This window comes from Streptomyces fractus (assembly GCF_049844455.1).
Lineage (GTDB): Bacteria > Actinomycetota > Actinomycetes > Streptomycetales > Streptomycetaceae > Streptomyces > Streptomyces fractus.
Window position 1 is genome coordinate 3815428 of the sequence record NZ_JBMYHI010000002.1, and the last position, 25567, is coordinate 3840994.

27 protein-coding genes are annotated in these 25567 nt (G+C 70.7%); 13 read left to right on the plus strand and 14 right to left on the minus strand.

All coding sequences use genetic code 11. From position 1 onward, the window contains the following. The first annotated feature begins 1 nt into the window (after position 1). Both ACP4E5_RS18985 and ACP4E5_RS18990 read left to right on the plus strand, forming a co-directional pair. On the plus strand, positions 2–1453 hold the full coding sequence (locus ACP4E5_RS18985; RefSeq protein ID WP_425830261.1) for an aldehyde dehydrogenase family protein: 1452 nt from the start codon (positions 2–4) through the stop codon (positions 1451–1453). Then, the gene (locus ACP4E5_RS18990; RefSeq protein WP_425830263.1) at positions 1446–2336 is read left to right on the plus strand and encodes an aldehyde dehydrogenase family protein; all 891 of its coding nucleotides are present in this window, start codon (positions 1446–1448) and stop codon (positions 2334–2336) included. The genes ACP4E5_RS18985 and ACP4E5_RS18990 overlap by 8 nt, the downstream gene beginning before the upstream one ends. Before the next feature lie 106 nt (positions 2337–2442). Here the strand turns inward: ACP4E5_RS18990 and ACP4E5_RS18995 are convergent, their stop codons facing one another. After that, positions 2443–2850, minus strand: a complete 408-nt coding sequence (locus ACP4E5_RS18995; RefSeq protein WP_425830265.1) for a hypothetical protein — start codon at positions 2848–2850, stop codon at positions 2443–2445. Positions 2851–2975: 125 nt separating this feature from the next. Here ACP4E5_RS18995 and ACP4E5_RS19000 point away from each other — a divergent pair, with 125 nt between their 5' ends. Continuing rightward, on the plus strand, positions 2976–3608 hold the full coding sequence (locus tag ACP4E5_RS19000) for a uridine kinase family protein (protein ID WP_425830267.1): 633 nt from the start codon (positions 2976–2978) through the stop codon (positions 3606–3608). 198 nt (positions 3609–3806) lie between these two features. Here ACP4E5_RS19000 and ACP4E5_RS19005 read toward each other — a convergent pair whose 3' ends face one another. Further along, positions 3807–4574 (minus strand): SigE family RNA polymerase sigma factor, encoded by a 768-nt coding sequence (locus tag ACP4E5_RS19005; RefSeq protein ID WP_425830269.1) that lies wholly within the window; start codon positions 4572–4574, stop codon positions 3807–3809. 264 nt (positions 4575–4838) lie between these two features. Here ACP4E5_RS19005 and afsQ1 point away from each other — a divergent pair, with 264 nt between their 5' ends. The 5 genes from afsQ1 (at position 4839) to ACP4E5_RS19030 (ending at position 8571) form a co-directional block, all read left to right on the plus strand. After that, a complete protein-coding gene (gene afsQ1 / locus ACP4E5_RS19010; RefSeq protein WP_030682803.1) occupies positions 4839–5516 on the plus strand; it encodes a two-component system response regulator AfsQ1 in 678 nt (225 codons plus the stop codon). Then, positions 5513–7099 carry an ATP-binding protein gene (locus tag ACP4E5_RS19015; protein WP_425830271.1) on the plus strand — a complete coding sequence of 529 codons (1587 nt, stop codon included), beginning with the start codon at positions 5513–5515 and terminating at the stop codon, positions 7097–7099. Before afsQ1 ends, ACP4E5_RS19015 begins: the two co-directional genes overlap by 4 nt. Next, positions 7096–7698 (plus strand): hypothetical protein, encoded by a 603-nt coding sequence (locus tag ACP4E5_RS19020; protein WP_425830273.1) that lies wholly within the window; start codon positions 7096–7098, stop codon positions 7696–7698. The genes ACP4E5_RS19015 and ACP4E5_RS19020 overlap by 4 nt, the downstream gene beginning before the upstream one ends. Positions 7699–7741: 43 nt before the next feature. Beyond that, on the plus strand, positions 7742–8284 hold the full coding sequence (locus ACP4E5_RS19025) for a VanZ family protein (RefSeq protein WP_425830275.1): 543 nt from the start codon (positions 7742–7744) through the stop codon (positions 8282–8284). A gap of 86 nt (positions 8285–8370) precedes the next feature. After that, positions 8371–8571 (plus strand): PspC domain-containing protein, encoded by a 201-nt coding sequence (locus ACP4E5_RS19030; protein ID WP_425830277.1) that lies wholly within the window; start codon positions 8371–8373, stop codon positions 8569–8571. 71 nt (positions 8572–8642) lie between these two features. Here the strand turns inward: ACP4E5_RS19030 and ACP4E5_RS19035 are convergent, their stop codons facing one another. Together ACP4E5_RS19035 and ACP4E5_RS19040 are read right to left on the minus strand one after the other, a co-directional pair. Then, the gene (locus ACP4E5_RS19035; protein ID WP_425830279.1) at positions 8643–8969 is read right to left on the minus strand and encodes an ATP-binding protein; all 327 of its coding nucleotides are present in this window, start codon (positions 8967–8969) and stop codon (positions 8643–8645) included. Between the two features lie 147 nt (positions 8970–9116). Continuing rightward, on the minus strand, positions 9117–10283 hold the full coding sequence (locus ACP4E5_RS19040; RefSeq protein WP_425830281.1) for an adenosine deaminase: 1167 nt from the start codon (positions 10281–10283) through the stop codon (positions 9117–9119). 172 nt (positions 10284–10455) lie between these two features. Here ACP4E5_RS19040 and ACP4E5_RS19045 point away from each other — a divergent pair, with 172 nt between their 5' ends. Next, entirely contained in the window at positions 10456–11208 is a 753-nt protein-coding gene (locus ACP4E5_RS19045) for an alpha/beta hydrolase (RefSeq protein WP_425830283.1), read from the plus strand. Positions 11209–11264: 56 nt separating this feature from the next. Here ACP4E5_RS19045 and ACP4E5_RS19050 read toward each other — a convergent pair whose 3' ends face one another. Next, positions 11265–12269, minus strand: a complete 1005-nt coding sequence (locus ACP4E5_RS19050; protein ID WP_425830285.1) for a LysR family transcriptional regulator — start codon at positions 12267–12269, stop codon at positions 11265–11267. Between the two features lie 63 nt (positions 12270–12332). Between ACP4E5_RS19050 and ACP4E5_RS19055 the strand changes: the two genes are divergently transcribed. Both ACP4E5_RS19055 and ACP4E5_RS19060 read left to right on the plus strand, forming a co-directional pair. Beyond that, positions 12333–13622: an MFS transporter gene (locus ACP4E5_RS19055; RefSeq protein ID WP_425830287.1), complete on the plus strand. Its 1290-nt coding sequence runs from the start codon at positions 12333–12335 to the stop codon at positions 13620–13622. Between the two features lie 166 nt (positions 13623–13788). Continuing rightward, on the plus strand, positions 13789–14766 hold the full coding sequence (locus ACP4E5_RS19060; RefSeq protein ID WP_425830289.1) for a sigma-70 family RNA polymerase sigma factor: 978 nt from the start codon (positions 13789–13791) through the stop codon (positions 14764–14766). On the opposite strand, the gene ACP4E5_RS19065 is transcribed toward ACP4E5_RS19060, so the two are convergent. Beyond that, the gene (locus ACP4E5_RS19065; RefSeq protein ID WP_425830291.1) at positions 14677–15108 is read right to left on the minus strand and encodes an STAS domain-containing protein; all 432 of its coding nucleotides are present in this window, start codon (positions 15106–15108) and stop codon (positions 14677–14679) included. The genes ACP4E5_RS19060 and ACP4E5_RS19065 overlap by 90 nt on opposite strands. Positions 15109–15205: 97 nt before the next feature. Here ACP4E5_RS19065 and ACP4E5_RS19070 point away from each other — a divergent pair, with 97 nt between their 5' ends. Next, entirely contained in the window at positions 15206–16138 is a 933-nt protein-coding gene (locus ACP4E5_RS19070) for an AEC family transporter (RefSeq protein ID WP_425830293.1), read from the plus strand. Between the two features lie 38 nt (positions 16139–16176). Here the strand turns inward: ACP4E5_RS19070 and ACP4E5_RS19075 are convergent, their stop codons facing one another. Next, entirely contained in the window at positions 16177–17454 is a 1278-nt protein-coding gene (locus ACP4E5_RS19075; RefSeq protein ID WP_425830295.1) for a thymidine phosphorylase, read from the minus strand. A gap of 155 nt (positions 17455–17609) precedes the next feature. On the opposite strand from ACP4E5_RS19075, the gene ACP4E5_RS19080 reads away from it, so the two are divergent. Further along, positions 17610–18287: a DNA alkylation repair protein gene (locus ACP4E5_RS19080; RefSeq protein ID WP_425830297.1), complete on the plus strand. Its 678-nt coding sequence runs from the start codon at positions 17610–17612 to the stop codon at positions 18285–18287. A 59-nt stretch (positions 18288–18346) separates the two neighbouring features. Here ACP4E5_RS19080 and ACP4E5_RS19085 read toward each other — a convergent pair whose 3' ends face one another. The 7 genes from ACP4E5_RS19085 to ACP4E5_RS19115 form a co-directional block, all read right to left on the minus strand. Continuing rightward, positions 18347–19222: an RNA polymerase sigma-70 factor gene (locus ACP4E5_RS19085; RefSeq protein ID WP_425830299.1), complete on the minus strand. Its 876-nt coding sequence runs from the start codon at positions 19220–19222 to the stop codon at positions 18347–18349. Next, positions 19222–19773, minus strand: coding sequence for a carboxymuconolactone decarboxylase family protein (locus ACP4E5_RS19090; RefSeq protein WP_425830301.1), 552 nt, complete (start codon positions 19771–19773; stop codon positions 19222–19224). The genes ACP4E5_RS19085 and ACP4E5_RS19090 overlap by 1 nt, the downstream gene beginning before the upstream one ends. A gap of 105 nt (positions 19774–19878) precedes the next feature. Beyond that, complete coding sequence (locus tag ACP4E5_RS19095; RefSeq protein WP_425830303.1) at positions 19879–20265, minus strand: cytidine deaminase; 387 nt, start codon at positions 20263–20265, stop codon at positions 19879–19881. Then, entirely contained in the window at positions 20262–21527 is a 1266-nt protein-coding gene (locus ACP4E5_RS19100) for an ABC transporter permease (RefSeq protein WP_425830305.1), read from the minus strand. Before ACP4E5_RS19100 ends, ACP4E5_RS19095 begins: the two co-directional genes overlap by 4 nt. Continuing rightward, on the minus strand, positions 21524–22660 hold the full coding sequence (locus tag ACP4E5_RS19105) for an ABC transporter permease (protein ID WP_425841463.1): 1137 nt from the start codon (positions 22658–22660) through the stop codon (positions 21524–21526). Before ACP4E5_RS19105 ends, ACP4E5_RS19100 begins: the two co-directional genes overlap by 4 nt. 5 nt (positions 22661–22665) lie before the next feature. Further along, positions 22666–24243: an ABC transporter ATP-binding protein gene (locus ACP4E5_RS19110; protein ID WP_425841465.1), complete on the minus strand. Its 1578-nt coding sequence runs from the start codon at positions 24241–24243 to the stop codon at positions 22666–22668. Positions 24244–24411: 168 nt separating this feature from the next. Next, the gene (locus ACP4E5_RS19115; RefSeq protein WP_425830307.1) at positions 24412–25467 is read right to left on the minus strand and encodes a BMP family lipoprotein; all 1056 of its coding nucleotides are present in this window, start codon (positions 25465–25467) and stop codon (positions 24412–24414) included. Positions 25468–25567: the final 100 nt, after the last annotated feature.

Genomic DNA, 25567 nt, shown 5'->3' on the forward strand with positions numbered 1-25567 from the left:
CATGACTACGGAAAAGCAGACATCTGTGTTCGAGTACGCGCCCGCGCCCGAGTCGCGGTCCGTCGTCGACATCGCGCCCTCCTACGGGCTGTTCATCGACGGCGAGTTCACCGAGGCCGCCGACGGCAAGGTCTTCAAGACCGTCTCGCCGTCGACCGAGGAGGTCCTCTCCGAGGTCGCGCAGGCCGGTGAGGCCGATGTCGAGCGCGCCGTGAAGGCCGCCCGCAAGGCGTTCGAGAAGTGGTCCGCGCTGCCGGGCGCCGAGCGCGGCAAGTACCTCTTCCGTATCGCCCGCATCATCCAGGAGCGCAGCCGCGAACTCGCGGTCCTGGAGACGCTCGACAACGGCAAGCCGATCAAGGAGACGAGGGACGCCGACCTCCCCCTCGTGGCCGCGCACTTCTTCTACTACGCGGGCTGGGCGGACAAGCTCGACCATGCCGGATTCGGTCCCGCGCCGAAGCCGCTGGGCGTCGCCGGCCAGGTCATCCCCTGGAACTTCCCGCTCCTGATGCTGGCGTGGAAGATCGCCCCGGCGCTCGCGACGGGCAACACCGTCGTGCTGAAGCCCGCCGAGACCACCCCGCTGTCCGCGCTCTTCTTCGCGGACATCTGCCGCCAGGCGGGCCTGCCGAAGGGCGTCGTCAACATCCTTCCCGGGTACGGCGATTCGGGCGCGGCGCTCGTCGCCCACCCCGACGTGAACAAGGTCGCCTTCACCGGCTCGACGGCCGTCGGCAAGGAGATCGCCCGCACCGTCGCCGGCACGGACAAGAAGCTGACGCTCGAACTCGGCGGCAAGGGCGCGAACATCGTCTTCGACGACGCCCCGATCGACCAGGCCGTCGAGGGCGTCGTCACCGGCATCTTCTTCAACCAGGGCCAGGTCTGCTGCGCGGGCAGCCGCCTCCTCGTCCAGGAGTCGATCCAGGACGAGTTGCTCGACTCTCTGAAGCGGCGCCTGACGACCCTCCGCCTCGGCGACCCGCTGGACAAGAACACCGACATCGGCGCCATCAACTCCGCCGAACAGCTGGCCCGGATCACCGCGCTCACCGAGCGGGGCGAGGCCGAGGGCGCCGAGCGCTGGTCGGCTCCCTGTGAACTCCCGTCCTCCGGCTACTGGTTCGCGCCGACGCTCTTCACGAACGTCACGCAGGCGCACACCGTCGCCCGCGACGAGATCTTCGGCCCGGTCCTGTCCGTGCTCACCTTCCGTACGCCGGACGAGGCCGTCGCCAAGGCCAACAACTCGCAGTACGGCCTGTCGGCGGGCATCTGGACGGAGAAGGGCTCGCGCATCCTGGCGGTCGCGAACAAGCTCCGCGCCGGGGTCGTCTGGGCCAACACGTTCAACAAGTTCGACCCGACCTCGCCCTTCGGCGGCTACAAGGAGTCGGGCTTCGGCCGCGAGGGTGGCCGTCACGGTCTGGAGGCCTATCTCGATGTCTGAGCGACTGACCGTCTTCAAGACCTACAAGCTGTACGTGGGCGGGAAGTTCCCGCGTTCCGAGAGCGGCCGGGTGTACGAAGTGACCGATGGCAAGAGCGGCGAGTGGCTGGCCAACGCACCGCTGTCCTCCCGCAAGGACGCCCGTGACGCCGTGGTCGCCGCCCGCAAGGCCTTCGGCGGCTGGCAGAGCGCGACGGCGTACAACCGCGGCCAGGTTCTGTACCGCGTCGCCGAGATGCTGGAGGGCCGGCGCGAGCAGTTCGTGCGCGAGGTCTCCGAGGCGGAGGGCATCGGCAAGTCGAAGGCGGCCGCCGTGGTGGACGCCGCGATCGACCGCTGGGTCTGGTACGCGGGCTGGACCGACAAGATCGGCCAGGTCGTCGGCGGCGCGAACCCCGTGGCCGGGCCGTTCTTCAATCTCTCCACGCCCGAGCCGACCGGCGTCGTCGCGGTCGTCGCGCCGCAGGACTCGTCGTTCCTCGGCCTGGTCTCGGTGATCGCCCCGGTCATCGCGAGCGGCAACACGGTCGTCGTGATCGCCGGCGAGAAGTCGCCGCTCCCGGCGCTCTCGCTGGGCGAGGTGCTCGCGACCTCGGACGTGCCCGGCGGCGTCGTGAACGTCCTGTCCGGCAAGGCGGCGGAGATCGCGCCGTCGCTCGCCGCGCACCAGGACGTGAACGGCATCGATCTGACGGGCGCCGACGCCGAGTTGGCGAAGCAGCTCGAGATCGCCGCCGCCGACAACCTGAAGCGCGTACGTCGTCCACAGCCTGTGGAGGACTTCACGGCGGACCCGGGCACGGACCGCCTGACGTACTTCCTGGAGACCAAGACGGTCTGGCACCCGACGGGTTCGCTGGGCGCGTCCGGGTCCTCGTACTAGGAACGTCACCGCCCGGGCAGGCAGCGGCCCCGGCTCCTCCGCCGTCCAGGAGGAGCCGGGGCCGCTGTCACGCTCCGGGAGGGAGCGTCCCGGGCGGCCGTGGCGGTCAGCCCGGCAGCACGCTCGTCGCGGGCCCCACCACGGGCAGTTCCTCCAGCGACGCCCCCGACGTCACCGGACCGGTGACCGCGGCCGTGCTGACCGGCATGAAGTCGGCGACCTGCGTACCGATCGAGTTGTCCAGCGGGTCGACGCCGGTCCCGGCCAGCGGGTCCAGGGGCAGCTTCTTCAGCGTGCCGAGGCCGTGCGACGTGGCCGAGTCGAGCGCCGTCGAGACGCCACCGGCCGCCGCGTCGACGTTGGAGTCGCCGGTCGCCGTCTGCGGCAGCGGGATCGGCGCCGCGCTCGCGGCGGCACCACCCGCGACGACGACCGCGCCTGCCGCGGTCACGGTGAGTCCGACGCGCATCAGGGTGCGCCGCACGGAGGACTTGTGGTCTGCGTGTCGTGCCATGGTGTTCCGCCCGAAACCTTTCGTCTGCGTAATCATGTGGGTACACAGGGTAGTTGGCGTGGTGCGTGCCACAACGGCACCACGCGGGGAGGCGGCGCGGTCGCCATGCCTCACACTGGTGTCTCGTGAGTTCGCATCCTCCGATACCGACGCGGGTCGTCCTGCTCTGCGGCCCCTCGGGCTCCGGCAAGTCGTCCTTCGCGGCCCGCTCCGGGCTGCCCGTCCTGTGCCTCGACGACTTCTACAAAGAGGCCGGGGACCCCACGCTGCCGCTGGTGCAGGGCACTTCGGACATCGACTGGGACTCACCGCTGTCCTGGGACGCCGACGTCGCGGTCGCCGCGATCGTGGCGCTGTGCGCGAAGGGCCGCACGAGCGTTCCCGTCTACGACATCTCCTCCAGCTCGCGGGTGGGCGAGGAGACGCTGGACATCGAGCGCACGCCGCTGTTCATCGCGGAGGGCATCTTCGCGGCGGACATCGTGGAGCGCTGCCGGGAGGTGGGGGTGCTCGCCGACGCGCTGTGCCTGCGCGGCCGCCCCTCGACGACGTTCCGCCGCCGGCTCCTTCGCGACCTCAAGGAGGGCCGCAAGTCGGTGCCGTTCCTGCTGCGGCGCGGCTGGCGGCTGATGCGGACGGAGCGGTCCATCGTGGCCCGGCAGGTGGCCCTCGGCGCGCACGCGTGCGGCAAGGAGCAGGCGCTTGGCCGCGTGGCCGCTGCCGCGGCGGGGCGTTGCGTAAAGGCACGCGCCGCGTAGCTTCGGCCCGCAACGGTGTCGACGTCTCGGGGCTCCGCCCCGGACCCCGCTGCTCAAACGCCGCAGGGGCTTGATACGCGGAACGGGACCAGAAAGACCCCCCGGCCTTCCGGTCCCGCTCGCTTCCCCCGTACCCCCCTACTGCTCCCCCGTGCCGAGACCCGCTCCCCCGAACAGGCCCCGTTCCCCCCTCGGCCTTCAGGCGACGAGCTCGCCGAAGGACTCCTCCTGGTCACGGCCGAAGCTCAGCACCTCGTCCTCGCGCAGTCGCCGCAGCGAGCGCCAGATGCTGGACTTCACCGTTCCCACGCTGATGTCGAGGATCTCCGCGATCTCCGGGTCCGTGCGGCCCTCGTAGTACCGCAGGACCAGCATGGTGCGCTGGAGTTCGGGCAGCCGGGCCAGCGCCTGCCACAGCACCGCGCGCAGCTCCGTGCCGCGCATGGCGTCCGTGTCGTTCGCCGTCTCCGGCAGCTCCTCGGTCGGGTATTCGTTCAGCTTGCGGCGGCGCCACGCGCTGATGTGCAGGTTCGTCATGGTGCGGCGCAGGTAGCCGCCCACGGCCGCCTTGTCGCTGATCCGGTCCCAGGCCCGGTACGTCGAGAACAGCGCGCTCTGGAGCAGGTCCTCGGCCTCGAACCGGTCACCGGTCAGGTGGTAGGCGGTGGCGTACAGGGAGGCGCGGCGCTCCTGGACGTAGGCCGTGAACTCGGCCTCCGACAAGGACGTCCCGCGCCGTTCCCCCGAGTCCCCCCTGTACGTGGCTTCCCCTTGGCCATCCCCATGGCCACGGTCAGCCACCGCCTCCCGCGTGTCAACCACCGTCATGAGCCCGGTGTGCTGACGCCCGGTGCCGCGAGCGCACCCCCGCCCGGTCACGGCACCGGGACGCTCCGAAGCCACTCGGCCCAAGTCGTGCAGACGCGTGACAACCGCGCTTGAGGTGGTGCTGTGCAGCGTGTTCATCTCGCGCCCCCCGTCGTGGAGTACCGAATACTTCTGCGTCGTCGTCGCGGTCGTTCTTCGCGATGACCAAAAGCTTGCCGGGCCGAGTTCATGACGGTGTCCGTCAACTGTCACAGGCCTGTCACAGCGGCTCCCGCATTGGGGAGCAGGTGTGGAGGAAGCGGCCCCGCCCGGCCGTGGCCGGACCTTCCCCGGGCCCCTTCCCCGCACCTGAAGGGCACACTCGGTCGAACTGAAGGCCCCTGATGGGCCAGAATGGCGCCTGTGCCTTCCCTGTTGCTGATCGAGGACGACGACGCCATCCGTACGGCCCTGGAGCTGTCACTTACGCGCCAGGGCCATCGGGTCGCCACCGCTGCCACCGGAGAGGACGGTCTGAAGCTGCTGCGCGAGCAGCGGCCCGATCTGATCGTCCTCGATGTGATGCTGCCCGGCATCGACGGTTTCGAGGTGTGCCGGCGCATCCGGCGCACCGACCAACTGCCGATCATCCTGCTGACCGCGCGCAGCGACGACATCGACGTCGTGGTGGGCCTCGAGTCCGGTGCCGACGACTACGTCGTGAAGCCGGTGCAGGGGCGCGTGCTCGACGCGCGGATCCGCGCGGTGCTGCGGCGCGGCGAGCGGGAGGCCAACGATGCCGCTTCGTTCGGCTCGTTGGTGATCGACCGTGCCGCGATGACGGTGACGAAGAACGGCGAGGATCTGCAACTGACGCCCACCGAGCTGCGCTTGCTGCTCGAGCTGAGCCGGCGGCCCGGACAGGCCCTGTCCCGGCAGCAGTTGCTGCGCCTGGTGTGGGAGCACGACTACCTCGGTGACTCGCGGCTCGTCGACGCGTGCGTGCAGCGCCTTCGCGCGAAGGTCGAGGACGTGCCGTCGTCGCCGACCCTGATCCGTACGGTGCGCGGGGTGGGCTACCGGCTGGACACGCCTCAGTGACGAAACCGCACGACAAGCTCCGGGGCGCGGCCGCGGCCAAGAAGACACTGCTCGCCGGCCTGCGCTTCACCAGCCTGCGGCTGCGCCTGGTCGTCGTGTTCGCGCTCGTGGCCCTGACGGCGGCGGTGTCCGCGTCGGGGATCGCGTACTGGCTCAATCGCGAGGCCGTGCTCACGCGCACGCAGGACTCGGCGCTCAGCGACTTCAAGCAGGAGATGCAGAACCGGGCGGCGGCGCTGCCCAAGCAGCCCACACAGGGCGAGTTGCAGCACGCGGCGAACCTGATGGCGGGCAGCAGCCAGCACTTCAGCGTGCTGCTCATGGCGAAGGACGAGAACGGCCGCCCGGTGGTGGGCAATTCGGACCTGGACGCCTTCACCGTCGCCGATGTGCCGAAGTCGCTTCAGGACGCGGTGACCGAGAAGCAGCCGATCAACGGCGGCAACAAGCACGCGTACCACCTGTACTGGCAGCGCGTCACGCAGGACGACACCCCGTACCTGGTCGGCGGCGCCACCGTGGACGACGGGCCGACCGGCTACATGCTCAAGTCCCTTGAGCCGGAGGCCAAGGACCTCAGCTCGCTCGCCTGGTCGCTCGGCATCGCCACCGCGCTCGCCCTCGTCGGCTCCGCGCTGCTCGCGCAGGCTGCCGCGACGACGGTGCTGAAGCCCGTGCACCGCCTGGGGGTCGCCGCGCGCCGCCTCGGCGAGGGCAAGCTCGACACGCGTCTGCGCGTCTCCGGCACGGACGAACTCGCCGAGCTGTCCCGTACGTTCAACAAGACGGCGGAGAACCTGGAGAAGAAGGTCGCGGACATGAGCTCCCGCGACGAGTCCTCGCGCCGCTTCGTCGCCGACATGTCGCACGAGCTGCGCACGCCGCTGACCGCGATCACCGCGGTGACGGAGGTCCTGGAGGAGGAACTCGACGCCGAGACCGGCTCGGTCGACCCGATGATCGAACCGGCCGTACGTCTCGTGGTCAGCGAGACCCGGCGCCTGAACGACCTGGTGGAGAACCTCATGGAGGTCACCCGCTTCGACGCGGGCAGCGCCAAGCTCGTCCTCGACGACGTGGACCTCGCCGACCAGATCACCGCCTGCATCGACGCCCGCGCCTGGCTGGACGCCGTCGAACTCGACGCGGAGCGCGGCATCACGGCCCGCCTCGACCCGCGCCGCCTCGACGTGATCCTCGCGAACCTGATCGGCAACGCGCTCAAGCACGGCGGGTCCCCCGTGCGCGTCTCGGTACGGGTGGAACCCCACGGGCGCGACGGCGAGGGCTCCGAGGTCGTCATCTCCGTACGCGACCACGGCCCGGGCATCCCCGAGGACGTCCTGCCGCACGTCTTCGACCGGTTCTTCAAGGCGAGCGCCTCGCGGCCCCGCTCGGAGGGCAGCGGCCTCGGCCTGTCCATCGCCATGGAGAACGCCCGTATCCACGGCGGCCGGATCGGCGCCGCCAACTCCCCCGAAGGCGGAGCCGTGTTCACGCTGTACCTGCCGCGGGACACGGATCCCCTGACGCCCGCGGAAGAGGACGCCGAAGAAGCGCGGGAAGGCGGTGCCGCGAAGTGACGCGACGCGTACGCCCCTGGGTGCTCATCGGCCTCGCGTCGGTGCTGCTCGCCGGGTGCGGGATCCGTCCCACGGAGGTGCCGACCGACTTCGGCGCCGCGCCCACGCGCGTGGGCTGCTCCCTGTCGGGCTCGGACAAGGTGGGGACGCAGGCGGGCGGCGAGTTCCCGGTGCAGGTCTATCTGGTCTGTACGTCGCAGCTGGTCACCGTCGACCGGACCATCACGCTGGAGCGCGGCCAGTCGTCCGACCGGGTCGTGGTGGCCCGGGAGCTCCTGGCGCAGCTGGCGACGGCTCCCTCCGGCGAGGAGAAGAGGGCGGGCTACACGACGGACGTCCGCTCCGGCCTCAAGGTCTCGGGCCCGCGCGAGGGCGACCCCGCGGACGCGCTGCGCCTGAGCGCCCCGCCGGACGACCTGTCGCCCTACGCGCTGGCCCAGGTCATCTGCACGCTCGCCAACAGCGAGGCCACGGCGGAGGGCGACGACCACGTGATCCTCGGCGGCCCGGACGCCACCGCGCCCCGCGAGTACACCTGCACGGAGGCCCTGAAGGCCCGCCCGGGCCTGATCCCGGCACCGACGAGAACCCTGGACTGACGAACGCGGAACCGATCCTCCCGCACCCGGCGTCTAGGGGGGCGTGCAGCGCCATCGCTCGAGCGGCCACAGGGCCGCCGTCCGTTTCCGTGCGGCAGGGATCGCCCTACTCGCCGCGCATCTCCTCTTCGTTGCCTGGTTCACGCTGCGCCCCCTGGATGTGCCCTGGGTCAGCGCGGCGAACCTGCACCCCTTGGCCGGCATCCGCTACGACCTCGCGCTCGGCTGGCGCGAGGCGACGCTGCGGCTCGGCGAGGGACTGGCGCTGCTCGCCCCGCTCGGCGTGCTCCTGCCCGTCGCGGGCGGCCGCCTCTACGTGTCGCCGTGGGGTTCGCTTGTGCGCACGGTCGCCGTGGCCGCGCTGATATCGCTCGGCATCGAACTGCTCCAGACCGGCGTGCCGGGTCAGGTCGTGGACATCGACTCGCTGCTCCTGAACACGGTGGGCGTCGCGCTCGCCCATCTCCTCGTGGTGCCCGTCCTGCGCTCCCGGCTCCGCCGCAGGGCCGAGTACGGGCCCCTCCCCCCGCAGGAGCCGGCTCAGGGTCCGACCCCGACGATTTCCAGGGTCGGCATCGCCCCGTGAGCTGACGTTTTACCCGGTCGACCGCCGTACCTTCGAAGACGTAAGCACCACACACCGAAGACATACGGTTCGCGAAGGAGCCCACCATGACCGCCCTTGCCCGCCCCACGAACGGACGGATGATCGGCGGAGTGTGCGCAGCGCTGGCACGGCGCTTCGGCACCTCCGCGACCACGATGCGCGTGATCTTCCTTCTCTCGTGCCTGCTGCCGGGACCGCAGTTCCTGCTCTACATCGCGCTGTGGGTCCTGTTCCCGAGTGAGAACAAGGTCCGCCAGGCCTGGTGACGTCCGCTCACACACGCCGAAGGGGCGCGCCCGCTCGATCGCGGGTGCGCCCCTTCGGCGTGTGCGGTGGGTCAGCCGCCCAGCGGGCCGACCGGCAGGCCGCCGAGCAGCCCGGAGACGGGGTTGCCGCCGTCGGTGGGCAGTGCCTTGGTGGCCTGGTCGACTACCGGGCCGGCGGTGTGCAGGCCGTTGTCGACCGCGGTCTGGGCGCCGCTCAGGGACTCGGCGCCGGGGAGCGTCGACGTCACGTTCTCGAGCGGGAGGGCGGAGGTCACGGACCCGACGGCGTCGGTGGCGTCGGGGACGGCCGGGGCGGCGTTCGCGGCGCCGGCACCGGCGGCGGCGAAAGCGGCTCCGAGAGCGGCGACACCGAGGGTCTTGGCAGCAGAGTGCTTCATTGTGAAATGCGTCCTCTTGACGATGACGGGGGAATGAGCGGTCCACGACCGTAAACATTCCTTCGCTGCACCCGCAAACAGCGAACCGCCGGGAAAAACGGCCGGGAACAATCGTTCCCGGCCGTGCCAACGTCCCCCCGAAAGGCCCTACTCGACGACAGAACCGCTGGTGGAAGCGGTCTGACGGAACAGCCATTCGGATTTCAACTCGGCATATCCGGGCTTGATGACGTCATTGATCATCGCCAGTCGTTCGTCGAAAGGAATGAATGCTGACTTCATCGCATTGACAGAAAACCACTGCATGTCGTCGAGCGTGTAACCGAACGCGTCGACCAGGTGCTCGAACTCGCGGCTCATCGACGTACCGGACATGAGGCGGTTGTCCGTGTTGACCGTCGCCCTGAAGTGCAGCTTTCGCAGCAGCCCGATGGGGTGCTCCCCGTAGGAACTCGCGGCACCGGTCTGCAGGTTCGACGAGGGGCACAGCTCCAGCGGGATCCGCTTGTCGCGCACGTACGAGGCGAGCCGGCCCAGCTGCACGCCGCCGTCGGCCTCCACCTTGATGTCGTCGATGATGCGCACACCGTGCCCGAGCCGGTCCGCGCCGCACCACTGGAGGGCCTGCCAGATGGACGGCAGCCCGAAGGCCTCGCCCGCGTGGATCGTGAAGTGGTTGTTCTCCCGCTTCAGGTACTCGAAGGCGTCGAGGTGGCGGGTGGGCGGGAAGCCGGCCTCGGCGCCCGCGATGTCGAAGCCGACCACGCCCAGGTCCCGGTACCTGTTGGCGAGTTCGGCGATCTCCAGGGCGCGGGCCGCGTGCCGCATCGCGGTGAGCAGGGCGCCGACGCGGATGCGGTGCCCGCTCTCCTTCGCGCGCCGCTCGCCCTCCCTGAAGCCCTCGTTGACCGCCTCGACGACCTCTTCGAGGGTGAGTCCCTGTTCCAGGTGCTGCTCGGGTGCGTAGCGGATCTCGGCGTAGACGACGCCGTCCTCGGCGAGGTCCTCGGCGCACTCGGCGGCGACCCGGAACAGCGCCTCGCGCGTCTGCATGACGGCGCAGGTGTGGCTGAACGTCTCCAAGTACCGCTCCAGGGAACCGGAGTCGGCCGCTTCACGGAACCAGACGCCGAGCTTGTCGGGGTCGGCCTCCGGCAGGTTCTCGTACCCCTGCTCGCGCGCCAGGTCGACGATCGTGCCGGGCCTCAGCCCGCCGTCGAGGTGGTCGTGCAGGAGCACCTTGGGCGCGCGGCGGATCTGCTCGGCGGTCGGCACCCGGGGGCTGTTGGGGTTCGCGGTGATCGGGCTCGTCATTTCCGCACTCTAACTCCTACGCGCGTAGATCGCTGCGGTTCGTTGCCTGTTCGTTGCGCGGAGCGACGAAGCCGCGACCGGGGAGCCGGAGATCACCCGGACGTGATCCGTCGATACGCAACAGTGACCCGTCGACCGGCGTCGTGCGCCGGGCTTCTGACACTGTGCTGTCATGCAGCAGCGAGCGACGCAGGGCCGCGAGGCGCGGCTTGCCAGGGCGGCCGGGCCGGTGCCGGGAGCGGTGGGCGGCGTCGTGCTGCTGCTCCCCGCGGGCGAGGAGACGTCGGCCCGCAGAACCTCCGCGGTGGACCGGGCCGCGCTGCGCCCGCTCGCGCGCCGCCTCACGCGCGCGGGGCGGGACGCGGGCCTGGTCACCCACGTCGTGCAGTACCGGTACCGCGGCTGGAACGAATCGCAGGCCGAACTCGCGCGCGACGCCCGGTGGGCCGCCGACGAGGTCGTGCGCCGCTACGGCGACGTACCGATCTGCCTCGCCGGCCTCGACATGGGCGGCCGTGCCGCGCTGCACGCGGGCGGCCACGAGGCCGTCAACTCCGTGATGGCGCTCGCGCCTTGGCTGCCGGAGGACGATGTGGCGGCGCCGCTCGAACCGGTCAAGCAGCTCGCGGGCCGCCGGGTCCTCATCGTGCACGGCACCGACGACCGGCGCACGGACCCGGAGTTGTCGTTCCGGCTGGCGGGCCGCGCGAAGAAGGCGAACCGCGACGTGTGCCGCTTCGAGGTGCACTCGGACGGGCACGGCCTGGCGCAGCACCGTTTCGAAGTCGCCTCCCTGGCCGTGGACTTCGTCCTGGGCACCCTGTTCGGGCAGCCGTTCTCGCGCCCGCTCCAGGACGCGCTCGCGGCGCCGCCGCCACTGGGGTTGCGGATGCCGTTGGCGGCGGGGTTCGGGCGGACGCTCTGAGCGTGGGGCGCCCCACCGGCGTTTCGGTCGCGGGGCTCTGCCCCGGACCCCGCTGCTCAATCGCCGACGGGGCTTGACGCGTGTTCCGGGAGGAGTCTGCCCCTGCGGGACAGCAGGAACTTTTTGAAGGCCGCTACGGGGGGTGTGTCCGGGTGGCCGTCCAGCCACGCGACGCCGATCTCCCGCACGGCCCGCTGCCCGGTCACCGCCAGCTCCACGACTCCCGGGCGCGGCACGGTCGGCGGCGGCAGGAGCGCGACCCCGAGCCCCGCCGCGACGAAGCCGCGCAGCGTCTCCGCCTCCTCGCCCTCGAACGCGATCCGCGGCGTGAACCCGGCCTCGGCGCACAGGTCGTCGCAGATGCGGCGAAGCCCGTAGCCCGGTTCGAGGGTGACGAAGGTTTCCTCGGCGGCCTCCTCCAGGCGGATGCGCTTGCGGCCGGCGAGACGGTGCCGGTCCGGGACGACGAGGCGCAGGCGCTGCTCGTCGAGGCGGCGCGCGACCAGGCCCGGCGCGTCCGGGACGGGCGAGGTGAGGCACAGGTCGAGCTCGCCCGCGCGCAGCCGCTCCAGCATCGCCTCCCCGTAGTTCTGCACGAGGCTGAAGCGGATGCGGGGGTGTTCGGCGCGGAAGGCGCGGATCAGGCCGGGCACCGTCTCCGTACCCATGGTGTGCAGGAAGCCGAAGGCGACCTTGCCGGACTCGGGGTCGGCGTCGGCGCGCACCGACTCGGCCGCCTTCTCGATCTCGCCGAGCGCGCGCTCCACCGAGGAGAGGAAGGTGCGTCCCGCGGGGGTCAGCGACACCGTGCGGCCGTGCCGGGCGAACAGGTCGACGCCCAGGTCGCGTTCGAGGCGGACCAGGGCGCGGGAGAGCGTGGACTGCGGCACGTTCATCTCCTGCGCCGCGCGCGTGACGTGCTCGGTGCGGGCGACCCCGGCGAAGTGGGCGAGACGCGGGGCGAGGAGCCGCACGAGCTCGTCGCCGGAGCGCGTCTCCCAGGTGTCGTCAGGATCACTACCGCGTGACTGCGGACCCCGTGAACTGTGCTGATGCTCCATGGGAACGATTATGGGCTGTCCATGCATTGGACGCATGAATCCAGGTGAGCCTACGTTCGGGACATGTCACCTGCCAGTAGCCCGGCGGCCGCCGCCACCGACGCGGCCGCCGCCACCCAGCCCACCGCCGACACCCGGCTGACGCCCGGCGGCCCCGGCTACCGCCGCATGAGCTTCGCCCTGTTCCTCGCCGGAGTCGCCACCTTCGCGCTCCTCTACTCGACGCAGGCCCTGCTCCCCCTCATCTCCGCGGGCTACGGCGCGAGCGCGAGCGCCGCGGCCTGGACGGTGTCCGCGGCGACGTTCGCGCTCGCGGTGTGCGTGCTGCCGCTGAGCGCGCTGTCCGAGCGGTTCGGGCGGCGCACGGTGATGACCGCCTCGCTGTCGGTCGCCGTCGCGGTGGGGCTGCTTGTCCCCTTCGCCCCGAACCTCGGCGTGCTGATCACGCTGCGCGCGCTCCAGGGCGCCGCTCTCGCGGGCCTGCCCGCGTCCGCGATGGCGTACCTGGCGGAGGAGGTACGGCCGAAGGCGCTGGTCGCGGCCATCGGACTGTTCGTCGCGGGCAACTCCATCGGCGGCATGAGCGGCCGGATCATCGGCGGCTGGCTCGCGCAGGCCTGGGGCTGGCGGGTGGCCGTCGGGGTGATCGGTGTGATCGCGGTGGCGTGCGCCGTCGCGTTCCGGATGCTGCTGCCGACACCGCGCCACTTCACGCCGGGCTCACTGCGCCCGCGCGCCCTTGCCGCGACGGTGGGCAGCCACCTCGCGAACCCGCTGCTGCGGCGCCTGTACCTGATCGGCGCGCTGTTCATGATGGTGTTCGGCGGGGTCTACACGGTGATCGGCTACCGGCTGTCCGCGGCGCCCTTCTCCCTCCCGCAGGGTGTCGTCGGCTCGATCTTCATCGTCTACCTGGTGGGGACCGTCTCCTCGGCCGCCGCGGGGCGCCTGGTCACGCGGCTCGGCCGGCGCGGCACGCTGTACCTGGCGGCGGGCACGACGATGGCGGGGCTGCTGCTGGCCCTCGTGCCGAACCTCGTGCTCGTACTGCTCGGGCTCGTGCTGATCACGGCGGGCTTCTTCGCGGGGCACGCGACGGCCTCGTCGTCCGTCAGCCACACCGCCACGCACGGGCGGGCGCAGGCCTCCGCGCTCTACCAGACGATGTACTACATCGGGTCGAGCGTCGGCTCGGCCGTCGGCGCCGTCGCCTTCCACGCGGCGGGCTGGTCGGGAACGGTGGGCCTCGGCTTCCTCGCGGTGCTCGGCGTCGTGGCGATCACGGTGTGGGGCACGTACGCGGCCCGGTCCGCGCGGCACCGGACGGGCGGCGGCGCGGTCGCGGCGCACTGACACCCAACGTCGCGGCCCGCACACGCGCGGCGACCTGAACAACTGCCTCCGGCGTTTCGACGGCTCCCTTTTGACCTGGGCATTTTCCCGGTCGGGGGGCCGTTGTCAGTGGGCTGCGGTAGCTTTCGTCGTGCTGGAACTCACAGCGGCGATGGGGGCGTTGAACATGAGTGACACCGCGACACAGGCCGGGCTCGACGACCTGGAGAAACACCGGGTCGAGCTGACCGGGTACTGCTATCGGATGCTGGGCTCGGCGTTCGAGGCCGAGGACGCCGTGCAGGACACGATGGTGCGGGCCTGGCGCAGCTTCGACAAGTTCGAGGGCCGCTCGAGCCTGCGCTCCTGGCTGTACCGCATCGCGACGAACGTGTGCCTCGACTCGCTGAACGCGGGGAACAAGCGGGCCCGCCCGATGGACCTGACGGCGGCGGCCCCGCTCGCCCAGGCCGCGCTCAACCCCCGCCCCGACAATGTGTGGCTCGAACCGATTCCGGACGCGCGCGTGCTGCCGACGGTGCACGATCCGGCGGAGGCGGCCGTGGCGCGGGAGTCGGTGCGGCTCGCGTTCGTCGCGGCGCTGCAACAGCTGCCGCCGAAGCAGCGGGCGGTGCTGATCCTGCGCGAGGTCCTCGCGTGGAAGGCGCAGGAGGTCGCGGACCTGCTCGACACGTCGGTGGCGTCGGTGAACAGCGCGCTTCAGCGGGCGCGGGCGACGCTGGCGGACGCCCCGCCGGCGGACTCCGCGACCGCCGATCCGCTCGACGAGGAGCAGCAGAAGCTCCTGGAGCGCTACATCGCGGCGTTCGAGGGCTACGACATGAAGGCCCTCACCGAGCTGCTCGCCGAGGACGCCATCATGACGATGCCGCCGTTCGACCTGTGGCTGCGCGGCCCCGAGGACATCACGGGCTTCATGACCACGATCGGCGCGTCCTGCGCGGGTTCCCGACTGCTGCCGGTGGTGTCGAACGGGACACCGGCGTTCGCCCACTACAAGCCGGACCCGGACAAGGGGGGCTTCGCGCCCTGGGCGATCCAGGTCATCGAGTTCTCAGCGGGGCGGATCGCGGGGTACCACTGCTTCCTGGACACGCAGCGCTGGTTCCCGTTGTTCGGCGTCCCGGACCATCTCGACGCCTGAGCCGTCGCGGGCGGCCGCTCCCAGCACGTCGGCCATACCGGCGAGTCCGAGGAGCACGGCGAGTCCCGCGGGCGGGTCGCGGAGCACCATCCGTGACCCGGCGCGGCGGGCGGCGAGCTGCATCCGGGCGAGCGCGTCGAGGGTCGTGAGGTCGGCGGTGGTCACACCGGAGACGTCGCAGATCACGGTCGGCGCGCCCGGCAGGGCGGCGTGGAGGCGCTCGCACAGCCGGGGCGCGTCGCCGGAGCGGATGGGCCCGGCGAGCACCACGACGGGCGAGGACTCGGAAGGGAGCGAGGAAGCGGCCACGTACGAATGACCGTGCGGCGGGGCGGAATTCATCGGTCCCCTCCGCGTAAGGGCGCGTGGCCCAGGTCACGTTGATTCGCATAGTGGATCAACGTTGACCGGAGATCCGTCGGCGACGGAGTCTTGACGCGTGCAGGGGGTACTCAACGGTTTCGCGGTCATCGCGATCGTCATCGCGGTCGGCTACGTCATCGGGCGGCGCGGCTATCTGGGCGCGAACGGCCGAGAGGTCCTGAACAAGCTGGCGTTCCATGTGGCCTCGCCCGCGCTCCTGTTCACCATGCTGGCCAAGGCGGACCTGGCCGTGATCCTCTCGCCGAGCCTCCTGGTGACGGCGATCTCCTCGGCGGCGGTGGCCGGGATCTTCATCACGGTGGGCGTCGTACGCGGCTGGGGCACCGGCCGCACCACGATCGGCGCGCTGTGCTCGTCGTTGGTGAACTCCGGGAACCTGGGGATCCCGATCGCGGTGTACGTCCTCGGTGACGCCTCGCTCGTCGCCCCGGTCCTCCTGTTCCAGCAACTCGTCGTGACGCCGGTGGCGCTGACGGTCCTCGACCTGTCGGAGGCGGCGTCCGGAACGGCGCGACCGACGTGGGGCCAGCGGCTGCTCACGCCGTTCCGAAACCCGGTCGCGATCGGTTCGCTCTCCGGGGTGCTGGTGTCGGCCACGGGGATCACGGTCCCCTCCCCGATCTTCGACCCGCTGGAACTCATCGCGAACATGTCGGTCCCCGCGATCCTCATCGCGTTCGGCATCTCGCTGTGCGGGAGTTCCTGGCCGGGTGGCCGGGGCGCGGACCGGGTGCCGGTGCTGCTGTCGACGGCGCTTAAGGCCGTGGGCCAGCCGGTGGTGGCGTGGGCGCTGGCGTCCTTCGTGTTCGGCCTGCACGGGGCGCGGCTGCTCGACGTCGTGGTGACGTCGGCGCTTCCGGCGGCCCAGAACATCTTCACGTACTCGAGCCGTTACCGGGTGGGCGAGCGCCTGGCGCGGGAGTCGATCCTCCTGTCGACGATGGTGTCGGTCCCGGCGCTGGTCGTGGTGGCGGCGCTGCTGGGGTGACCGGCCCGGCGTCGGGACCGGCCACCCAGGGCGCGCCGTCAGGCGATTCGCTCCAGCACGATGGGGCGTGCCGTGAAATCGGTCCCCGCGGGGGCGACGTCGTACGCGCCGTCCAATGCCTCCAGCGCGTACGCGAATCGCTCGGGGGTGTCCGTGTGCAGGGTCATGAGCACCTGACCCGCGAAGACGGAGTCCCCCGGCTTGGCGTGCAGTTCGACGCCCGCCGCCGCCTGCACCGGGTCCTCCTTGCGGGAGCGGCCCGCGCCGAGGCGCCAGGCGGCGAGGCCCACGCCCATCGCGTCGAGGCGGGTGAGGACGCCCGATTCCGCCGCCGTCACGACGTGCGTCTCCCGGGCCGTCGGGAGCGCCGCGTCCGGGTCGCCGCCCTGCGCGGCGATCATCCGCCGCCACGCGTCCATCGCGCGGCCGTCGGCAAGGGCCTTCGCCGGGTCGGCGTCCTTGAGGCCGGCCGCGTCGAGCATCTCGCGGGCGAGTGCGAGGGTCAGCTCGACGACGTCGTCGGGGCCGCCGCCCGCCAACACCTCGACGGATTCCCGGACTTCGAGCGCGTTGCCCGCGGTCAGCCCGAGCGGGGTGTTCATGTCGGTGACGAGGGCGACGGTCGGCAGCCCGTGGTCCGTGCCCAACCCGACCATCGTGCGGGCGAGTTCGCGGGCCGGGCCGATCTCCTTCATGAAGGCGCCCGAGCCCACCTTCACGTCGAGGACCAGCGAGCCCGTGCCCTCCGCGATCTTCTTCGACATGATCGAGGACGCGATGAGCGGGATGCACTCGACGGTGGCCGTGACGTCGCGGAGAGCGTAGAGCTTCTTGTCGGCGGGGGCGAGGCCGCTGCCGGGCGCGCAGACGACGGCGCCGACGTCCTCCAGGGTGCGCATCATCTCGTCGTTGGTGATGTCCGCGCGCCAGCCGGGGATCGCCTCCAGCTTGTCGAGCGTGCCGCCGGTGTGGCCGAGGCCGCGCCCCGACAGCTGCGGGACGGCCGCGCCGCAGGCCGCGACGAGGGGCGCGAGCGGCAGCGTGATCTTGTCGCCGACGCCGCCCGTGGAGTGCTTGTCGGCGGCGGGCCGCGGCAGCCCCGAGAAGTCCATCCGCTCCCCGGAGTTGATCATCGCGGCGGTCCACCGGGCGATCTCTCCGCGGTCCATCCCGTTCAGGAAGATCGCCATGGCGAGGGCCGACATCTGCTCGTCGGCGACGTCCCCCCGTGTGTACGCGTCGACGACCCAGTCGATCTGCGCGTCCGTGAGGCGTCCGCGATCCCGCTTCGTGCGGATGACGGAGATGACGTCCATGGCAAATCCTCCAACGGTTCAGCACAGCGTGCCGCACCCGGCACGCTCCACGGGCTCGGCGGCGACTCTACGCGCATAGACGCTTCACGTGAAGTGTGCCGCCGGGTCCTCCCCCGCCGTACCGTGGGAACCCCCGTGACGAACAGGAGATCGCTGTGCCCGAGACCGAGGCGACCGCCGCGACGGTGCCCGAGCTGCTGGCCGAGCTGGCCGAACTCGAAGACCCGAGGGCCCGCGCCGTCAACGAGAAGCACGGCGACGACCACGGCGTGAACCTGGGCAAGCTACGGGCGATCGCGAAGCGCCTCAAGACACGACAGGACCTCGCGGTCGACCTGTGGGCCACCGGCGACACGGCGGCGCGGCTGCTCGCGCTCCTCATCTGCCGGCCGAAGGCGTTCGAGGCGGACGAGTTGGACACCATGCTGCGCCAGGCGCGCGCCCCGAAGGTGCAGGACTGGCTGGTCAACTACGTGGTGAAGAAGAGCTCGCACGTCGAGGCGCTGCGCGTGGCCTGGCTCGGCGACAAGGAGCCGGCGGTCGCGGCCGCCGGGTGGGCGCTGACCGCGGACCGCGTGACGAAGAAGCCGGAGGGGCTCGATCTGACGGGGTTGCTGGATGTGATCGAGGCGGAGATGGCGGGTGCGCCGGACCGGTTGCAGTGGTCGATGAACACGTGCCTCGCGCAGATCGGCATCGCGCATGCCGAGCATCGTGCCCGGGCTGTTGCCATCGGCGAGCGGCTCGGTGTACTCAAGGACTATCCGACGCCGCGGGGGTGTACGTCTCCGTATGCGCCGACGTGGATCGCGGAGATGGTGCGGAGGGGGTAGGGCCGGAATGGTTCCGCCGCGCCGGGGTTGCGGTCGCGGGGCTGATGGGCGGTGGGTGTCTACCTCGTCAGTTGTGTCTCCTCGTCGATCCGTGTCAGCTTTCCCGGATTGCGGATCACGTAGATGTGCGTGATGCGGTCGCCCGACACCACCACGCTCAACGCCGCCGGTTCGCCGTCGAAGTCGAGGCGGGCCGACGGGGACGCGTTGAACCACACCGGGGTTGCCGCCAGTTCGGTCACCTTGGTCTTCGCCGTCGCGAGCAGCTTCGCCACCACGTCCGCGCCGTGCAGCGGAAGCAGCGCCGCGGCCACGTGCCCGCCGCCGTCGGCGATCATCACCACGTCCGGCGCCATGACCTCCATCAGGCCCTGGAGGTCGCCCGTACGCATGGCCCCCAGGAACCGTTCCACCACCGCCTGTTGTTCCGTGCGCGCCACCTTCACGCGCGGCTGGCGGGCCGCCACGTGGTCGCGGGCACGGCGCGCGATCTGCCGCACCGTGGCCGCGGACTTGCCGACGGCCTCGGCGATCTCCCCGTACGGGACGTCGAAGACCTCACGGAGGACGAAGACCGCGCGTTCCGTCGGGCCGAGGGTTTCGAGGACCGTGAGGAGGGCGATCGAGACGCTCTCCGCGAGTTCGACGTCCTCCGCCACGTCGGGGCTGGTCAGGAGGGGTTCCGGGAGCCACTGGCCGACGTAGTCCTCGCGGCGGCGGGACAGCGTGCGCAGACGGTTGAGGGACTGGCGCGTGACGGTCCGGACGAGGTACGCGCGCGGGTCGCGCACCTCGGTCCGGTCCGCGTCGGCCCACCGCAGCCAGGACTCCTGCAACACGTCCTCCGCGTCGGCCGCCGAGCCGAGCATCTCGTAGGCGACCGTGAAGAGCAGGCTGCGGTGGGTGACGAAGGGGTCCGAAGACGGCTCGGCCATTACGCGCGCGCCTCCAAGGGGATCTCGCACGCCTCCGAGAAGCCCTGCGAGCTGATGCCGTGGGCCGTGTTGCCACGCGTCGAGAAGTTGACGAAGGCGATGTACGTGGTGAGTTCGACCATCGCCGCCGGGCCGATCCGGTCGAGCAGGCCCGCGTACAGCTCGTCGGTGACGGTCGGCGGCGTGTTCGTCATGGCCTCCGCGTACTCCATGACGTCCCGCTCAAGTGCCGTGAAGACGTCGGAGGTGCGCCAGCGCGGGACCTGGCTCGCCTTCTTCAGGTCCAGGTTCTCGTTCCGCGCCTGGAAGTAGCCGACGTCGAGGCACCAGCTGCAGCCGACCTGGGCCGCCACCGCCATGTGCGCGAACGACTTGAGGCTCTCGTCCGCCGCGTCCCACTGGGCGACCTGGCGGCCGAGCGCGAGGCCGTCCTGGGCGACCTTGGGGTTGTGCCAGAGCACTTCGGCGGGCTCCATGACCGCGCCGAGCTGGTCGACCATGCCCTGCTCGAGTTCCTTGGGGAGTTCCGCCTTCGCGATGCGAAGCGCCATCGTGTCCACCTTCTCAGTGTCCTTGGCCGGGCTGCTCCTCCCGGCCGTTCGACATGAAGACACCGGACGGCCCGCGCGTGTGACATCCGCCCCCGCCGACACCCGTCAGACGAGGTGCTCGGGGCCGAACGCCTCGGGCAGCATCTCCCCCAGCGTCCGCACCCCCGCCCCCGTCTCAAGGAGCAGCTCCCGGCCCCCGAACTCGTACAGCAGCTGCCGGCAGCGGCCGCACGGCATCAGCAGCTCGCCCTTGCCGTCCACGCACGTGAAGTGGGTGAGGCGGCCGCCGCCCGTGGCGACCAGTTGCGAGACGAGGCCGCATTCCGCGCACAGGCCGAGGCCGTACGAAGCGTTCTCGACGTTGCAGCCGGTGACCACCCTGCCGTCGTCCACCCGCGCCGCCGCGCCGACCGGGAAGCCGGAGTACGGGGCGTACGCCTGCGACATCGCCTCGCGTGCCGCCTGTCGCAGGGACTCCCAGTCGACGCTCACGTGCCCTGGCCCTTCCGGTACGGCTGGCCGTTCGCCCTCGGCATCCGCAGGCGCTGGGCCGAGAAGGAGAGGACCAGCAGCGTGGCGATGTACGGGACAGCGGTCACGAGCTGCTGCGGGACATCGTCGGTGGTCGCGTACCAGGTTGCCGCACCGGCGGCGGCCACGGCGCAGACGACACCGGCGACGTACTTCTTCTTCATCAGCGTCCAGATCGCCGCGATCACCAGGAGCATCGCCACCAGGAGCAGCAGCGCGTGCACGTTCTCCGTGCCGCCCCGCAGCCGGAGGCTGTCGGTGTAGCCGAACAGGCCCGCGCCGAGGGCGAGTCCGCCCGGCATCCAGTTGCCGAAGATCATCGCGGCGAGGCCGATGTAGCCCTTGCCCGCCGTCTGGCCCTCCAGATAGAAGGGGTTCGCGACGATCGAGAGGAACGCGCCGCCCAGGCCCGCGAGGCCGCCCGAGATGATGACCGCCAGGTACTTGTACTTGATCACGTTGACGCCGAGGGACTCGGCCGCGACCGGGTTCTCGCCGCAGGAACGCAGCCGCAGGCCGAACGGCGTGCGCCACAGCGCCCACCACGTGAACGGGATGAGCGCCACCGCGATGATCGTCAGCGGCGACAGGTCCGTGACCAGGCCGCCAAGCAGGCCCGCGATGTCCGAGAGCAGGAACCAGTGCTTCTCGTTCAGCGTCGTCAGCCAGTCGGACAGGCCGGGGACGCTGAACGTGCCGAGCGAGTCGACCGGCGGGGACTGCTTGGTCGTGCCGCCCTCGACGCCCTCGAACGTGAAGTTGGAGAGGTAGCGGGTGGCGCCGAGCGCGAGGATGTTGATGGCCACACCGGACACGATGTGGTTCACGTTGAAGGTGACCGTGACGGCCGCGTGCAGCAGGCCGCCGATCGCGCCGCCGATGATGCCGGCGCACACGCCGACCCACGGGCCCCACTGGTAACCGGCCCACGCGCCGAACCACGTACCGAGGATCAGCATGCCTTCGAGGCCGATGTTGACCACGCCCGCGCGCTCGGACCACAGGCCGCCGAGGCCCGCGAGGCCGATGGGGACGGCGAGTTGGAGGGCCGTCGCCATCTGGCTGACGTTGGTGATGCCGTCGGCGTCCGTGATCAGGCGGACCAGGGAGGTCAGCACCAGGACACCGGCGATGGCGATCATCAGGACCGGCAGTGAGAGCTTTCGGCGGCCGCCCGGTGCGGGCTGCGACGCGGCCTTCTTGTCGACGAGGACCGTGCTCATCGGGCAGCCACCTCCTTCTCCATGTCGTTGTCGTTGTTGCCCGAGGCCGCGGCCACGGCGAGTTCGATGCCGACCCTGCGCTGTTGGCGGCGCTGGCCCCAGACGCGTACGGCCTCGTAGGAGACCACCACGGCGATCGTGATGATGCCCTGCATGATCACCGCGATCTCCTTGTCGTAGCCCTGGAGGTCGAGTTCCTGCGAGGCCTTCTCCAGCCAGGAGATCAACAGGGCCGCGAAGGCGATGCCGACCGGCGAGTTGCGGCCGAGCAGGGCGATGGTGATGCCCTGGAAGCCGATCGTCGTCGGGAAGGTCAGCGAGTACGTGTGGGTGTCGCCGAGCAGCAGCGGCAGACCGGCGAGGCCCGCGAGCGCGCCCGAGACGAGCATCGCGGTGAGCACCATGCGCTTGGCGTCGACACCGGAGGCCGCGGCTGCCGACTCCGAGGCGCCGGTGGCGCGCAGGTCGAAGCCGAAGCGGGTGCGGCCCAGGACGAACCAGTAGGCGACACCGAGCAGCGCGGCGATGACCACGAAGCCGTAGATCTCGCCTGCGTCCCCCATGTTGATGCCGGGGAACCAGCCGGACTCGTGCATCACGCCGGTCGTCTTGTTGTTGCCGACCTGCACGCCGAAGACGCTGGGCAGGTAGAGGTAGCCGATGACGCTGGACGCGATGGAGTTCAGCATGATGGTCGCGACGACCTCGCTGACGCCGCGCGTCACCTTCAACAGGCCCGCGATGCCTGCCCACATGGCGCCGGTCAGCATCGCGACGATGATCAGCAGCGGGACCTGCGCGAAGCCCGGCAGCGCCACCTTCGCGCCGACGATCGCGGCGACCACGGCCGCGAGCCGGTACTGGCCGTCCACGCCGATGTTGAAGAGGTTCATGCGGAAGCCGATCGCGACCGCGAGCGCCGCGAGGTAGTACATGCCGGCCTGATTGATGATCAGGACCTGCACGTCCGAGAACGTCGCCTGCTCGAACATGATGCTGTACGGCTCGATGGGCGACTTGCCCGAGGCGAGCAGTACCACCGAGGTGAGGACGACAGCGGTGACCAGGGCGATGACCGGGCCCGCGACGCCGAGGAGCAGCCGCTCCCTGTCGAACTTCTTCGCCATTCCCATGGCCATCAGGACTCGTCCTCCGGCTCGCGCGCTGCGGGGACCGCAGGCTCTTCTACGTGTTCCAGGTGGCCCGAGGCGGCGCCCGTCATGGCCGAACCCAGCTCCTCGGGCGTGATCGTCGCCGGGTCGGCGTCGGCGACGAGCCGGCCCCGGTACATCACGCGCAGGGTGTCGGACAGGCCGATCAGCTCGTCCAGGTCGGCGGAGATGAGGAGTACGGCGAGGCCCTCGCGCCGTGCCTCGCGGATCTGGTCCCAGATCTGGGCCTGCGCGCCGACGTCCACGCCGCGCGTCGGGTGCGCGGCGATGAGGAAGCGCGGCTTGTGGCTCATCTCCCGGCCCACGATGAGCTTTTGCTGGTTGCCGCCGGACAGCGACGCGGCCGTGACGTCGATGCCGGGGGTGCGGACGTCGTACTCCTCGACGATGCGGCGGGTGTCGGCCTGCGCCGCCTTGATGTCGACGAGGACGCCGCGCGCGTTGGGCTTCTCGGTGACGTGGCCGAGGATCCGGTTCTCCCACAGCGGCGATTCGAGGAGCAGGCCGTGCCGGTGGCGGTCCTCCGGGATGTAGCCGACGCCCTGCTCGCGGCGCCTGCGGGTGGCCCAGGAGGTGATCTCCTGGCCGGCCAGGCCGATGGTCCCGGAGTCGGCGTGCTTGAGGCCGATGAGCGCTTCGATCAGCTCGGTCTGCCCGTTGCCCTCCACGCCCGCGAGGCCGAGGACCTCGCCCGCGTGGATGGTGAAGGAGATGTCGTCGAGGAGCGGCCTGCCGCCCTCGGCGTCGAGCCGCAGGCCTTCGACGCTCAGCACGGCGCGGTCGGTGACGGTCGACTCGGCGGTCTCCGGCGTGGGCAGTTCGGAGCCGACCATCAGCTCGGCGAGCTGCTTCGGCGTCGTCTCGGCGGGGACCGCGGTGCCGACCGTCGTGCCGCGCCGGATGACGGTGATCTCGTCGGCCACGGAGAGGACCTCGCCGAGCTTGTGCGAGATGAAGATGACGGAGAGGCCCTCGGCCTTGAGCTCGCGCAGGTTGTCGAAGAGCGAGTCGACCTCCTGCGGCACGAGCACCGCGGTCGGCTCGTCGAGGATCAGCGTCGTGGCGCCCCGGTAGAGGACCTTGAGAATCTCCACGCGCTGCCGGTCGGCGACGCCGAGGTCCTCGACGCGTACGTCCGGGCGCACCCCCAGGCCGTAACGCTCGGATATCTCCTGGATCTTGCGGCGGGCCCGCGCCCCGATCCCGTACAGCTCCTCGCTGCCGAGCACCACGTTCTCGAGGACCGTGAGGTTGTCGGCGAGCATGAAGTGCTGGTGCACCATGCCGATGCCGCGCGCGATGGCGTCGGCGGGCGAGGAGTACGAGACGGTGGTCCCGTCGATGGCGATCGTGCCCTCGTCCGGCTTCTGCATGCCGTAGAGGATCTTCATCAGCGTCGACTTGCCCGCACCGTTCTCACCGACGAGGGCGTGCACGGTGCCCTTGTGGACGGTGAGGTGGATGTCGTGGTTGGCGACGACGCCGGGGAAGCGTTTCGTGATGCCGGTCAGCTCGACGGCCGGCGGGCTGCTTGACGCGTTGATGGCGCACTCTCCTGGGACGAAGAAGGGGGCCGGGCGCCGTTCGTCACCGCGCTGGAGCCCCTACGTCTGCGAACGGGGCGCGGTGGGAGCCCTTGTGCTGTGTGTGCTCACGGACCCTCCCGTGAGCACAGGCTCCCCGCACCCCGTTCCGCACTCATGTCGCCGCGATTACGGCTTGCTCTGAACCTTGATCTTGCCGCTGGTGATCCCCGACTTCGCGGTCTTCAGCGCCTTCTGGATCTCCTCGTCACCGGAGAACTTCGGGTTCGAGCCCGCGAGGCCGACCTCCCCCGACTTCAGGTCACCGGTGACGACCCCCGTCTCGGGCTTGCCATCCTGGACCGACTTGGCCAGGTTGTACACGGCCTCCGACACGTTCTTCGTCGCCGAAGTCAGGATGCTGTCCTTGTACTTGGCGAGGGCCGTCTGCGAGTACTGGTCCGAGTCGACGCCGATCGCCCAGACCTTCTTGGCCGCGGCCGCCTGGATCACGCCCTGACCGGACAGGCCGGCCGCGTGGTAGACCACGTCGGCGCCCTTCTCGATCTGCGCGGACGCGGCGGTCTTGCCCTTGTCGGGGCTGGAGAAGCCGCCCTCGTCTGCGGTCTCGGTCAGGTACTGCGTGACGACCTTGACCTTCGGCTTGGTGTCCTTCACGCCCTGCGTGAAGCCCGCCTCGAACTTGTGGATGAGGGGTACGTCGACGCCGCCGACGAAGCCGACGGTGTCGGTCTTCGTGGCCTTGGCGGCGGCGACACCGGCGAGGTAGGAGGCCTCCTGCTCGCTGAAGACGAGGTCGGCGACGTTCTTCGCCTGGACCGTGGCGTCGTCGACGATGCCGAAGGTGGTGTTCGGGTACTTCTTGGCGGCGGCCTTCACGGCGGGCGCGTAGGCGTAGCCGATGCCGACGACGGGGTTGTAGCCGGCCTTGGCGAGGGAGACCAGGCGCGCGGTCTTGTCCGCGTCGGTCTCGCCGTCGGTCGGCTCCTGGTCCTCGCCCTTGTAGCCGAACTCCTTCTTGGCCTTGACCATGCCCGCGTACGCGGCGTCGTTGAACGACTGGTCGCCGCGGCCACCGACGTCGTAGGAGATGGCGATGCCAGTGGCCTTGCCACCGTTCTTGTCCTTGGCCGCCTCGCTGGAGGTGCCGCCGCAGGCGGTGAGCGAGGTGGCGAGGGCGACGGTCGCAGTGCCTGCGAGCGCTATGCGGGAAACCCGGCGCATGGATTGAGCTCCTAGAGGTACAGAGGTACGTACGAGCACCGACGACGGACCGGACGGCGCTGGCTTCGCCGCAGATTAACGCGCGTAGAACGCGCGTTGA